This is a genomic window from Nocardiopsis xinjiangensis YIM 90004 (genome assembly GCF_000341145.1).
GTDB classification, from domain to species: Bacteria; Actinomycetota; Actinomycetes; order Streptosporangiales; family Streptosporangiaceae; genus Nocardiopsis; species Nocardiopsis xinjiangensis.
In genome coordinates, this window is record NZ_ANBE01000024.1 from 189,148 (window position 1) to 201,586 (window position 12,439).

At 70.4% G+C, this 12,439-nt stretch carries 12 protein-coding genes; 6 read left to right on the forward strand and 6 right to left on the reverse strand.

What is annotated here, in order from left to right; translation table 11 throughout:
- Positions 1 to 27 precede the first annotated feature (27 nt).
- Positions 28 to 1,347 (forward strand): hypothetical protein, encoded by a 1,320-nt coding sequence (locus D473_RS0112800; RefSeq protein ID WP_017609465.1) that lies wholly within the window; start codon positions 28 to 30, stop codon positions 1,345 to 1,347.
- Positions 1,348 to 1,419: 72 nt separating this feature from the next.
- Here the strand turns inward: D473_RS0112800 and D473_RS0112805 are convergent, their stop codons facing one another.
- The 5 genes from D473_RS0112805 to D473_RS0112825 all read right to left on the reverse strand — a co-directional run bounded on the left by D473_RS0112805 (position 1,420) and on the right by D473_RS0112825 (position 5,835).
- A complete protein-coding gene (locus tag D473_RS0112805; protein ID WP_017609466.1) occupies positions 1,420 to 2,436 on the reverse strand; it encodes a C40 family peptidase in 1,017 nt (338 codons plus the stop codon).
- Entirely contained in the window at positions 2,433 to 3,551 is a 1,119-nt protein-coding gene (locus D473_RS0112810) for a dipeptide epimerase (RefSeq protein ID WP_017609467.1), read from the reverse strand. The genes D473_RS0112805 and D473_RS0112810 overlap by 4 nt, the downstream gene beginning before the upstream one ends.
- Position 3,552: 1 nt before the next feature.
- On the reverse strand, positions 3,553 to 4,701 hold the full coding sequence (locus tag D473_RS0112815) for a DUF819 family protein (protein WP_017609468.1): 1,149 nt from the start codon (positions 4,699 to 4,701) through the stop codon (positions 3,553 to 3,555).
- 168 nt (positions 4,702 to 4,869) lie between these two features.
- Complete coding sequence (locus D473_RS0112820) at positions 4,870 to 5,190, reverse strand: DUF3870 domain-containing protein (protein ID WP_017609469.1); 321 nt, start codon at positions 5,188 to 5,190, stop codon at positions 4,870 to 4,872.
- A gap of 147 nt (positions 5,191 to 5,337) precedes the next feature.
- Positions 5,338 to 5,835, reverse strand: a complete 498-nt coding sequence (locus D473_RS0112825; RefSeq protein WP_017609470.1) for a phosphoribosyltransferase — start codon at positions 5,833 to 5,835, stop codon at positions 5,338 to 5,340.
- 323 nt (positions 5,836 to 6,158) lie between these two features.
- Between D473_RS0112825 and D473_RS0112830 the strand changes: the two genes are divergently transcribed.
- The 5 genes from D473_RS0112830 (at position 6,159) to D473_RS0112850 (ending at position 11,555) form a co-directional block, all read left to right on the forward strand.
- Positions 6,159 to 7,244 carry a thiamine pyrophosphate-dependent enzyme gene (locus tag D473_RS0112830; protein ID WP_017609471.1) on the forward strand — a complete coding sequence of 362 codons (1,086 nt, stop codon included), beginning with the start codon at positions 6,159 to 6,161 and terminating at the stop codon, positions 7,242 to 7,244.
- Between the two features lies 1 nt (position 7,245).
- On the forward strand, positions 7,246 to 8,238 hold the full coding sequence (locus tag D473_RS0112835; protein WP_017609472.1) for an alpha-ketoacid dehydrogenase subunit beta: 993 nt from the start codon (positions 7,246 to 7,248) through the stop codon (positions 8,236 to 8,238).
- Positions 8,235 to 9,722, forward strand: coding sequence for a dihydrolipoamide acetyltransferase family protein (locus D473_RS0112840; protein WP_017609473.1), 1,488 nt, complete (start codon positions 8,235 to 8,237; stop codon positions 9,720 to 9,722). The genes D473_RS0112835 and D473_RS0112840 overlap by 4 nt, the downstream gene beginning before the upstream one ends.
- A 559-nt stretch (positions 9,723 to 10,281) precedes the next feature.
- A complete protein-coding gene (locus D473_RS26075) occupies positions 10,282 to 11,010 on the forward strand; it encodes a hypothetical protein (RefSeq protein WP_051043049.1) in 729 nt (242 codons plus the stop codon).
- A complete protein-coding gene (locus tag D473_RS0112850) occupies positions 11,007 to 11,555 on the forward strand; it encodes an ATP-binding protein (RefSeq protein WP_017609475.1) in 549 nt (182 codons plus the stop codon). The genes D473_RS26075 and D473_RS0112850 overlap by 4 nt, the downstream gene beginning before the upstream one ends.
- Here the strand turns inward: D473_RS0112850 and D473_RS24790 are convergent.
- A partial coding sequence (locus D473_RS24790) for a M20 family metallopeptidase (protein WP_017609476.1) occupies positions 11,542 to 12,439 on the reverse strand: 898 nt, incomplete at its 5' end. The genes D473_RS0112850 and D473_RS24790 overlap by 14 nt on opposite strands.

The following is a 12,439-nucleotide window of genomic DNA, read 5'->3' on the forward strand; positions in this document are numbered from 1 at the left end:
GGACAGAACGTGAGGAAGGACCGGCACGTGTTCCACCGACCCGGACTCCCCAGTGACCTGCCCGCACCCGAGGACCTGTGGGGGCGGGCAGGTGCGGTCGCGGTCGTGTCCGCGGGTACGGGCGCGGAGGACGGGGCGCTCGTGGACCGCTCCCTCTCGGTGGGGCGGCCGGGCGCCGGGTTCCGCCTCCTGAGGGTCGGCGACGAGCGTTTCGTCCTGCTCGGTGAGGACCCGGACAGTTCACCGGCCACCGGTCTGCGCCGCCCCACCGATCCCTTCGACGGGGCACCGTCGTGGCTGCCGGTGGAGTGGTTGGAACGCCACCGGACGACCGGGCCGCACTTCCTCTACTGGTGGGAGGGCACATGGGTGCGGGCCGCCTACCCCGACGACTGGGAGGACGACGGGCTCCGCAGCCTGCTGGGCTGGTCGGCCACCTCGGAAGCCACGGCCGAGGAGGTCGCACGCCTGCTCGGCCCCGACGCCGCATCGGGTGCGGCCGAGTCGCTCGTGGCTCGGACACAGGACCGCGGCCTGACCCGCGAAACGCTCGCCGAGGCCGCGGAGGGGGTGCCCGGATTCGATGCCGGGCACGCGGCGACGGTCGCACACGGGCTGGGGCTGACCGAGGGGGCCGAGCCTCCGGAGCTTCCGGCCGGCAACGGCCCGCCGCCGGCGCGTTCGGTCCCGCTCATCGGCCGCGACGAGTGGGCGCTGCTGATCGGTGACGCCATGCGCCTGGCCGGGGAAACGGAGAGGCACGACCCCACGGGCCGCGCCGACCAGCCCCTGCTGGAGCAAGGACCTCCCGCCGAAGGGGCGCCCGAGTGGGCCGATCTGCTGGATCCCCGGACGCGCTGGTCCCCACCGTGGCCGGGGGCGCCCGGCGTCCCCAGCGTGCCTCCGGTGGAGATGGAACCGCACGAGCGCGTGATGTTGCTCGACCGGATCCGTGCGTTGGTCACCGAGGCCGCGGACCACCTCCCGTGGCAGGTGCTGCGGTTGGTCCACCGGGCCCTGGTGGGCTACTCGGGCGGGGTCCTCGTGGCGGTGTGCGAGGACGGCGAGTACCTGGTCCCGCTCCCCGAGGAGCTGCGGGGCGAGATGGCCCTGTTGCGTTCGGCCACCTTCTCCCCCGGATACGGGGCCTGGTTCACCGCCCGTCTCACCCTGGAACGGGGCAGCGGGTGGCACGTGTCCTACGACCGGGTGAACGAACCGGCGTTCTCGTTCCCGCCGCCGGCGTTCAGTTACGCCCTCGACGCCCGGTACTTCCCCAGGGACGACGCCCGCACCCCGCTGTGGCTGTCCGAGCGGTTGCGCGCCGCCGGCGGCGAGATCCTCTGAACACGGGGGTTCCGTGGAAGGACGGCCGCGCCGAGACCGTCGAGGCGCGGCCGTCCGGTGTGGCCGGTCCGGTCACAGGTAGCGCTTGGCCCCCGAGAACTCGTCGTCGGCGTCCCACTCGTCCCAGTCGACGACGGACACGGACGTGGACTCGTTGGGTGCGTGGATCATCTCGCCACCGCCGATGTACATGCCCACGTGGTGCACGTGGCCCTCGCCGCCCGGGTCGGCGAAGAACAGCAGGTCCCCCGCCTGCAGGTCGGACACCTCGACGTCCTCGCCTTCCGCGGCCTGGTCCGCGGCGTCCCTCGGGACGTCGATGCCGTGCGCGCGGTGGACCGAGTAGGTGAATCCGGAGCAGTCGTAGCCGTAGGCGGACACGCCGGCCCACAGGTAACGCAGGTCCAGGAACCCCTCGCCGGTCTCCACCAGGTCCCGGCCGGTCGGCGGGGCGGGCTCCTCCCCGGGGGCGTGGACGTCCGCGTCGGCGCTGCCCAGCCATGCCGCCGAGCCGTCGGGCAGGGCGACCTGCAGCGCTTCCGCCGTGGTCTCCAGTACCGGGAGTTCGGTGTTGAAGCTGATCTCCTGGAGCTCCTCACCGGCGGGATCGTCGGTCAGCGAAGCGCGGTTCGCCGTCACCTGGGCCGAGGGCAGGCTCTCGACCTGCTGGGCGAAACCCTCGTTCTCCACCAGCTGCTCGACCGGAACCCAGCCCGGGTACCCCCGCTCGTCCCGTGGGGTCGACTGCTCCGGGACGACGATGTGCGCCCAGTCCCCGGAGACCTCGGTGACCTCGACCTCGGATCCGAGCACGGCCTGGCTCTCCAGCCTTCCGGTCAGCCACCCGCGTGTCTCGGTGTCCTCCATGTTCTCGTTCCACTGGTCCAGGTCGACGGGGTTGCCCAGCGAGGGCGCGTCCAACCCGCGTGCCGTGTCCGGCTCCACCCAGAGGGTGGTGGCGGTGACGTCCACGAAGGCACGGTCGCCGGGTTCCAGGCCCTCGGACGCGGGAGCGGCCACGGCCGTGGCTCCGGTCGTGCTCAGTAGTGTCGCGGCACAGGCCGCGGTGACGGTACGGATCCGCTTCATCGTTCCATTCCTTCCGTTGCTGTCGGCCCGAAGCCGAGCCCGGGGGTGTGCGAAAGGTGCAACCGGTCGCCCCGCAGCGCGTAGCCGCCGGCCGGGGCCGGTTCATCGATCCATTCGGCGGAGTCGAGGTCGACGAGGGTGATGGCCGGGTGCGCTGCGGCCACGTGTGCGGCGGCGGTGATGGAGACGCGCGGCTCCATCATGGCGCCGATCATGCAGGGGAGCCCTGCGGCGTGGGCCACGTCGGCGATCGCCATGGCGTGGCCGATACCGCCGCACTTGGCGAGCTTGATGTTCAGTACGTCGGCGGCGCCCGAGCGGGCGATCTCGAAGGCGTCCCGCGGTGAGTTGACGGCTTCGTCCGCCATGATCGGCACGTCCACGGCGGCCGTGACCGAGGCCAGTCCGCGCAGGTCGTGCTTGGATACCGGCTGTTCCACGAGCTGCAGGGGGATGTGTGCGTCCTGGATCGCGCGGATGATGCGCACCGCCGATTTGGGGTCCCAGCCCTGGTTGGCGTCCAGGCGGAACTCCGCGTCCGGGACGGCGTCGTGCACCGCCCGCAACCGGTCGAGGTCGGCACGCCAGTCACGGCCCAGCTTGACCTTGAGCACCGTGAAGCCGTCCTCGAACGCGCTCACCGCTGCCCGCGCCATGGCCTCCGGGGCGGCCAGACCGATGGTCATGTCGGTCCGCAGGAGCGTGCTCGTGTCCCCGCCCAATGCTTCGGCCAGTGGAACGCCGAGCCTGCGGGCCCAGGCGTCGTGCAGCGCGACGTCGACCGCCGCCTTCGCGCTGGTGTTCCCGGTGCACGCGGCGGCGACGGCGTCGGTGCGGCCGCGCAGCCCGCAGGCCACGGGCCCGGCCGTCAGGGCCTCGGCCACCGGGCCGTGGATCACCGCCCGCATCGACTCCACGGATTCGCCGGTGACCGCGAGGGTCTCGGCCGCCGAACCGTGGCCGACGGTGCCGTCGTCCAGTTCCACTTCGACGAGGAGCCCGATGACCTCCTCGACGCTGCGCCGGGCGGTCACGAACGGATGGGTCAGCCTGCCCCTGTAGTCCCGGCTGCGTACATCGGTGATGGTGAGGCCGTGGGTTGGTGAATCGGGCATGTCACACCGCCGAGAGGAGCTGGGCGACGGTCAAACCGATGAACGTGCCGAGGAACGACCCCATCAGGGCGTAGAGCACACCGACCGGTACGAGTTGGCGGTCGAACGCGCCGGCCACGACGGGCGCGGAGGCCACGCCGCCGAGGTTGGCCGTGCTCGCCACCGCCAGGCTGAAGAGCTCGGTGCGGGTCAGCTTGGCGTAGACGACCATGATCGCCAGGTGCACGATCAGCACCACGATCCCGATGGCGAGGTAGATGGGAGCCTGCGTCAGCGAGGTGAAGTCCGATCCGGAGGCGATGATGCCGATGATGACGTAGAGCATGACCAGCGCGATCTCGGTGGACCCCGCCGTCTTTCCCATCGGAGTGGTGGCGATGATCAGCCCGAGCACGCTGACGATCAGGATCGTCCACGTCGTTGCGGTGACGACGTCGCCGAGCTCCGGAAGTTGCTCGCCGATCCAGCTCGCGGTGGCCGAGGCGAACAGGCTGAAGCCGATCAGGCCCATCAGCGAGACCAGGTCGATCGGGCGCTCTTCCTCCTGCGGACCGGTCTGCGTCTCGAACTTCGTGGTGTCGGCCTTGGTCCACCGGTTGAACCGGTCCGAGAGACCCACCGAGCTGAACATCAGCAGGAGCCACACCGAGTACAGCACCGTGTCCACGATCAGCACGTAGCCGAACACGTCCTCCGGGGCCTCCAGGATGCCCTGGACCGCCACCATGTTCGCGGAGCCGCCGGTCCACGAGCCGCTGAGCGCACCCAGCGCCTTCCACGCCTCGGAGTCCAGAGCCGCTCGGAACACCAGGAAGGCGATGAGAAAGCCGGCCACGATGCTCGCCGCGGCCACGAAGAAGGTCAGCAGCAGCTTCGGTCCCAGCTTGATGATCTTGCGCAGGTCGCACTTGAACAACAGGAGCAGGATCATGGCCGGAAGCAGCGCGTCCTGCACCGCCCCACCGGTCGCCTCGATCGACTCGGACTCACCGAAGACACCCACCGTGTTCAACGCCGCGGCGCAGATGTAGAGCAACACGAACGCGGGAACGTAGGTGAAGAGCCGAATATTGGTCCGGTTGACCAGGAGCACGAGGACGCCTGCCAGCGCCAACAGCACGCCCAGATACAGAAAGCCGTCCGTGATCATTGTGTTGTCTTTTCCGTCCTTCCTGGGGCACGTCTGATCCTTTGCCTCCGGACACAAAAAAAGCCGGAAACCGGCACACGTGCTGTGGTGCACGCGTAGCGTGTTTCCGACTGGGTCGTGTTCCGGTGAAGGAACAGGCAATCGAAGCGGCCTGTTGCCGGCCCTGCCTCAGTCCGAGGGGGATCCGACGATGCTGCGGTACTTCACCACGGCGTTACGCAACGCCGCGAGCAGTGCCCGCTGCGAGGAGCCGTGATACCGGGTGGTGATCCGCTCCGACAGGCGACCTTCGTCCGTGATGCGCTCTCCCGCGAACAAGCCGCTGACGAACGACTTCGTCAGTGCCAACGTCGCGGAGCATTCCGCATCCAGAATCCGGTGGCTGTCCGTATCGATCACGAAGGCGACGTAGTAGATCCCGAACTGGGTGGTGATCGGGTTACCGGACGGCGCCTTCGCCTCGCCCGTGACGAGGATGGTCGTGGACATCAATGAGAATCCAACCACGAGGCCCCACGGTTCGTAAAGACGTCATCGGCGAATCGAAGCGAATATGGCGTGATCGTGCGGACCGGAGGCAGAGAATCGCGCCCTGTCACGGCCCGTCCCCGGCGTTGACCCCAGGATCCGGCGGGATCAGGAGTCCAGCACCTGGTTCTGCCGCTGTACCACCGGGGGCTCGACCGACCACGGGAAGTTGATCCACCGGTCGGTGTGGCGCCACACGTACTGGCACTTGATGGAGGACTGCGGCTTCTCGTAGATGACGGCGCTGCGCACCTCGGCGACGTGCTCGGCGCAGAAGTCGTGCACGAGTTTGAGGGTCGTGCCGGTGTCGGCGACGTCGTCCGCGACCAGCACCTTCTTGTCGCTGAGGTCCACCACGTTGGGCACGGGCGGGAGCATGACGGGCATGTCGAGTGTCTGGCCGACCCCCGTGTAGAACTCCACGTTCATGACGTGCAGGTTCTTGACGTCGAGCGCGTAACCCAGGCCGCCGGCGACGAAGAGGCCGCCGCGTGCGATGGAGAGGATGATGTCGGGCTCGAACCCGTCGTCGGCGATCTCGGTGGCGAGGTCGCGGACGGCGGTTCCGAAGAGTTCGTAGGTGAGGTTCTCGCGCTCGTCGCTCACGGGGCTCTTCCTTGTACAGCCGGGTGGTGTGGTGGGTGCTCTCTGCCCGCTTCCCCGCTGGTGGTGGCGTGTACAGGGCACCGGCCCATCGTATGCCTGACCCGGGTGTGTCCCCGCAGGGACGGTGTCGGAACCAGCGCCCGCGGGGAACGGACAACTGTCCAACCCGGAGGGTGCGACAGGTCACACATCTGGACGATCGGGCCGAAAAAAGGGCGAAGATCGCGACGTTTTCTCGGATCTGACCGGGTTGTGGCCAACAGATGGCTCGGAATCGCACCATGTTCCCGTACGAGTCATTCCCGACACACGGAGGTGGTCGCATGGCCGACGACCAGGACCTGCTGCCCTCCGAGCAGCCCGTACAACTGCTCGAACCTTCAGGGCGCACGGTCGAGAACCCGGTTCTGCCGCTCCCACGAACGGACCGGTTGCTCGCCGCGTACGAGTCCCTGGTGGTCGGCCGCCGCGTCAACGACCAGGCCGGCGCGCTGGTCCGCCAGGGCAAGCTCGCCGTCTATCCCTCCTCCCACGGGCAGGAGGCCTGCCAGACCGGCGCCGCCCTCGCGATCGCCGACGGTGACTGGCTCTTTCCCACCTACCGCGACACCGCCGCCGCCATCGCCCGCGGCGTCGACCCCGTCCAGGTCCTCACCCTGCTCAAGGGCGACTGGCACTCCGGTTACGACCCCCACGAGAAGCGGGTCGCGCCCCAGGCCACTCCCCTGGCAACCCAGCTCCTGCACGCCGTCGGTGTCGCCCATGCCGCCCGCCTGCGCGGTGAGGGCACCGTCGTCATGGCCCTGTGCGGCGACGGCGCCACCAGCGAGGGCGACTTCCACGAGGCCCTCAACTTCGCCGCGGTGTTCAAGGCCCCCGTCGTCTTCTTCGTGCAGAACAACGAGTACGCCATCTCCGTTCCGCTCGCCCGCCAGACCGCCGCGCCCTCCCTCGCACACAAGGGCATCGGATACGGAATCAAGGGCGAACGCGTCGACGGCAACGACATCGCCGCCGTCCTGGCCGTCCTCGACCGCGAGGTGGCCGCCGCCCGGGCCGGCGGCGGTCCCCGGCTCGTGGAGGCCCACACCTACCGGATGCAGGCCCACACCAACGCCGACGACGACACCCGCTACCGCGACGGCGAGGAAGTCGATCCCTGGTACGGGCGCGACCCGCTGCTGCGCGCGGAGGCCCTGCTCAAACGCCGCCGGGCGCTGACCAAGGCCCGCAGGGCCCGCATCGCCGAACGTGCCGAGGAGGTGGCCGCCGCCATGCGCGTCGGCGCGGACGCCGACACCGACCCCGCACCGTCGGAGCTGTTCGCGCACGTGTACGCCACGCCCACCCCCCAACTGACCGAGCAGGCCGCTCTCCTGGCCGACGAACTCAGCAGAGAGGGCAACTGACATGGCCGAAGGGTCGACCAAGATCTCCATGGCCCAGGCCCTCAACCGGGCCCTGCGCGACGCCATGACCGAGGACCCGACCGTGTACGCCTTCGGTGAGGACGTCGGTCCCCTCGGCGGCGTCTTCCGTATCACCGACGGCATCACCGCCGACTTCGGCGAGGACCGCTGCTTCGACACCCCGCTCGCCGAGTCCGGGATCGTCGGCATGGCCGTGGGCATGGCCATGAACGGCATGCGGCCCGTCGTCGAGATGCAGTTCGACGCGTTCGCCTACCCCGCGTTCGAGCAGGTCATCAGCCACGTCGCCAAGACCCGCAACCGCACCCGCGGCAAGGTCACCCTGCCGATGGTCATCCGGGTCCCCTACGCGGGCGGTATCGGCGGCGTCGAACACCACTGCGATTCCTCCGAGGCCTACTACGCCCACACACCCGGCCTCACCGTGCTCACCCCCTCCAACCCGGCCGACGCCTACTGGATGCTGCGCGAGGCCATCGCCCTGCCCGACCCCGTCGTGTTCATGGAGCCCAAGAAGCTCTACTGGGGCAAGGACGAGGTCGACCTGGACACCCCGGCCCCCGGCCTCGGCACCGCCTCGGTGATCCGCGAAGGCACCGACGCCACCCTCATCACCTACGGGCCCTCCGTCCCGACCGCGTTGGAGGCCGCCGAGGCCGCCGCGCAGGAGGGCCGCAGCCTCCAGGTCGTGGACGCGCGGTCCCTCGTGCCCTTCGACGACGCCACCGTGTGCGAGGCCGTGCGTTCCACCGGACGGGCCGTCGTCGTCGCCGAGGCGAGCGGGTTCGCCAGCGTCGCCTCCGAGATCACCGCACGTGTGACCGAACGCTGCTTCCACTCCCTGGCCGCGCCGGTCCGGCGGGTCACCGGCTTCGACATCCCCTACCCGCCGCCGAAGCTGGAACGACACCAGCTCCCCGGTGTGGACCGCATCCTCGACGCCGTCGACGACCTGCAATGGGAGGACCAGTGACCGACCGGACCTTCGACCTCCCCGACCTCGGTGAGGGCCTGACCGAGGCCGAGGTCGTGCGCTGGCTCGTCTCCGCCGGCGAGACCGTCGCCCTCGACCAACCCGTGGCCGAGGTGGAGACCGCCAAGTCCATCGTCGAGGTGCCCTCGCCCTTCGCCGGCACCGTCAGCGCCCTGCACGGGGAGGAGGGCGCCGTCGTGGAGGTGGGGCGGCCGCTCATCACCGTCGCCACCGGGGAGCCGTCCGTTCCCGAGCCGGCCCCGGAGCCCGCCGGCTCTGCCGGGGCCGCCGAGTCCGTCGAATCCGTCGGGGGCGAGGCGTCGGCCACCGCCGAGCGCTACCGCGAGGAGGAACGTGCCGGCACCGGGTCGGGCAACGTGCTCGTGGGTTACGGCACCCCCGAGACCGGAGCCCGGGGACGCAACCGCCGTCCACGCACCCGCCCGCCCGAGCGCGGATCGGGGAGCCGCCCGGCGCCGTCGGCCACACCGGGCACGCCGGCTCCGGCTGCGGGCGAGCGGCCCCGGGTGCCTCTGGTGACCTCTCCCCTGGTGCGGCAGATGGCCCGGGACGCAGGGATCCGTGTCGCAGAGCTCGAGGGCAGCGGGCCGAACGGGCTCATCATGCGCAAGGACGTGCGTGCGGCCATCGCGGCTGCCGAGTCTGCTCCCACCGTGAACGGCGCGGAGCCCGTCGGGGCCGAGGAGCATGGCGCACTCGACGTTCCGGACCCACGGACCCCGTCCCCCGGAGCCTCGCCCTCCGGGACTTCGCCCCTCGGTACCGACCCGCGCACGGGACTGTCCGAAGCCGCGCGGGTGCCCATGACCGGGTTCCGCAAGAGTGTGGCCGACACGCTCTCCCGGAGCCGCCGCGAGATCCCCGAGGCGACCGTGTGGGTGGACGTCGACGCCACCGAACTCGTCCGCCTGCGCCGGTCCCGACCCGAGGGGCCCGGACTCATGGCCTACGTGGCGCGCTTCGTGGTCGCCGGCCTGCGTGCCCACCCCGAACTCAACGGAGTGGTGGACACCGAACGCGGGGAGCTCGTGCAGTACGACGGGGTCAACCTCGGCCTCGCCGTACAGACCGACCGCGGACTGGTGGCCCCGGCCGTGCTCGGCGCGCACCGGTGCACCACGGCTCAGCTCGACACCGAGATCCGGCGTCTGACCGAGGCCGCCAGGGAGGGCAAGGCCTCTCCCGCCGAGATGACCGGGGGCACGTTCACGCTCAACAACTACGGGGCCCTGCGGGTGGACGGCAGCGCGGCGATCATCAACCATCCCCAGGTCGCCATCCTGGGGCTCGGACGGATCATGGACCGTCCTTGGATCGTCGATGGGGAGCTCACGGCCCGCAAGATCACCCAGCTCTCGTTCGCCTTCGATCACCGTGTGTGTGATGGAGGGACGGCCGCCGGGTTCATGCGGGTGGTCGCCGACGCGATGGAGGACCCGGCCGCGGCCATCGCCGACCTGTAGCGCGGGCGTGCAACGCCGGTGGCGCCACTACGCATACCGTGCCCCGGGGCGCAGCGCCCCGGGGCACGGTTCTGTGCACGGCCGCTCGCTCGCGGGCTCGGCAGTGCTGCCAAGGGACCCGCATGCTCAGCCCTTCGTGTGGCTGGGCCGGTCTGCACCCCAGGGGTGCTGTACCAACTCTCTCCAGGGAAGGTCACCGACTTCTTCCTCGGCCTGAACCATGAAGGGCGTGAATTCGGGCAAGAAGGGCAGTTCGGAACTGTTTCATATTGAACTTGGTTCTTCGGTGTACCGGCTCTGAGCTGGGGAAACCAGAAACCTGGTTCTTTTTCTCGAAAGAATTGACGATTCTGCTTCCCCGTGTTCTACGCTGGCGGCATCGCCTCGACCGGCGACGACCACCGACGATGCCCACCGGTGGCGATCACCGGAAACATCCATCGGTGACGGTCGGGAGCGCCCCACAACTGAAGACAAGACACGGTGACCCCGCGACGGTTAACAACCGCCCGGGGCCGTGGCCAGCAACCTCAACCCTCTAACCAAAGGAATTGCCAGCATGCCCCAGTGTATCGCTGCCGTGTTCAAAACTGCTCTGAAACCCCTCCGGGCACTGCTCTGCCCGCCCAAGGGCCGTCACTCGGCCGGGCAGCTCCGGCGCCGCCGTTCGACCCGCGTGCGCCGCTACGCCCCCGGCGCCCCTGCCGCCCCGATACCTCTGCCTTCGCAGCCGGCGGCGCAGAGGTCCCAGGTCAACACGGATGAGCGCCCTCGCCCGAAGTCAACGGGCCCGAAACCGCCGACCGGCCCGGAACCGTCCGCGAGCTCGAAGCCGACGACGGTCCTGAAACCCCCGGCCGCCGAGATCGACGCCGACGACATCGCCCTGGTGCGGCCCTACTTCACCGCCCACGAGGCCGACGCCGAGGCCGAGCGGGTCCGGTATCGCTCCACCGCCCGCCTCCGCGCGTGGGGTGCCGACCTCGAGTCCGGCCCCGTATCCGTGTTCGAGCTCGGCCTTGCCCCGGCAGGCACCCGCGCCTACACCCTCGACGAGTTCCGCGACCCGGACCCTGACCCGGTCCCGGATCCGGGACCGGTTGCGGATCCAGCGCCAACATCGGCCCCGGAGCCGCCCGCCGGCCCGGACGCCGCCTTCCACGTCCCCGCGCCGCGCCCGCCGTCCCCGCGCCTGCCCGCACGCATGAACGACCTCCCCCATCTGTCGCGCATCCGCGCCCGCCAGCAGCAGCGCCGCACCACGGTCTCCACGGGGGTGAGCGCATGAGGTCCCTCCACCCGGCCCATCCCGTCCACACCGTGTGGGAGCCGCGCACCTACCCCGGCTCCTCGGCTCACCTGCGCACGGTCCGTGCCGACCTCTCCCATGACCTGGCCGGGTTCGATGACGACCTTCGCGAAACGGTCGTCCTGTGCGCGAGTGAGCTGTTCGCCAACTGCGCCGAGTACACCGATTCCGGGGGCCGGGGAGGGGAGGTGCTGCGGTTCCTCGCCTGGGGGGCCGACCGGGTCCGTGTCGGGTTCACCGACGCCGGCGGCTCGGGCGGGTTGCCTCGGGTCCCGGCCGAGCGCAGCGATGACGAGTGGGCGTGGGCGGAGGAGCGGGGCCTGTTGATGGTCGAAGCGTTGTCCACAGCCTGGGGACATCTTTTGTCCGCGCCCTGGGCCGATCTGGGTACCCACGTGTGGGCCGAGTTCCCGGTCCCGTCCGGGGCCCCGGCGCCGCAGCACCTGGCCGCCTACGTCTTCACCGACCTCCACGTCGGGGACCGGGGCCGTGCCCCGGTCCCCGACGTGCTCACCCCGAGGTGAGACGTCCCATGAACGAAGCCACCATGGCGACCTGGTGAGGGGTGCCGCTGAGCAGCACGTGCTCGTCACGGGAGTGCGGACCGGCACCCACGGCGCCGAGCCCGTCGAGCACCGGGCGGCCCAGCGCGGAGACGAAGTTGGCGTCGCTGGCGCCGCCCACCGCGACCTCCCCCAGATCGGTGCCGAGCTCGGCCGCGACCTCACGCAGCAAGGTGAACGCCTGCGCCGAGGCGTCGTTGGGGTTCATCGGCGGGCGGTTCCACTCGCCGGTGACCGTGGCCTCCGCCCGGGGATCGGAGGGCGACAGCTCCTTCAACCCGGCGTCGATGCGGGCCATCTCGTCCGGCTCCTGCACACGCACGTCCACCTCGCAGCGCGCGTACCCGGCGACGACATTGCGCCCGGTCCCTCCGGAGACCACACCCACGTTCACGGTGGTGCCGAGATCGGGCGCAGCCAGGGCAGTGATCCGGGGCACGAGTTCGGCCAGGGCGTGGATCGCGCTCGCACCAGCGGCGGGGTCGAGCCCGGCATGGGACTCCACGCCGCGCACGGTGACGTCGAACAGCCCCATCCCCTTGCGCTGGGTCTTGACCATGCCCTCGCGGCTGGGCTCCAGGACGAGAGTCACGTCCGCGTCCGCACTGGCGCGCTCGATGTGGGCACGCGAGGCCGGGCTGCCGATCTCCTCGTCACCCGTCAACAGCATCCGCACCGTCGGGTGGGAGGCAGACAGCTCGCGCAGCAGGCGGGTGGCCCACACGCTCTGCACGATGCCGCCCTTCATGTCGAAACAGCCGGGACCGCTGAACCGGTCACCGTCGATCTCCACGGGCCACTCGGCGAGCGTGCCGCGCGGCCACACCGTGTCGTAGTGGCTGGGG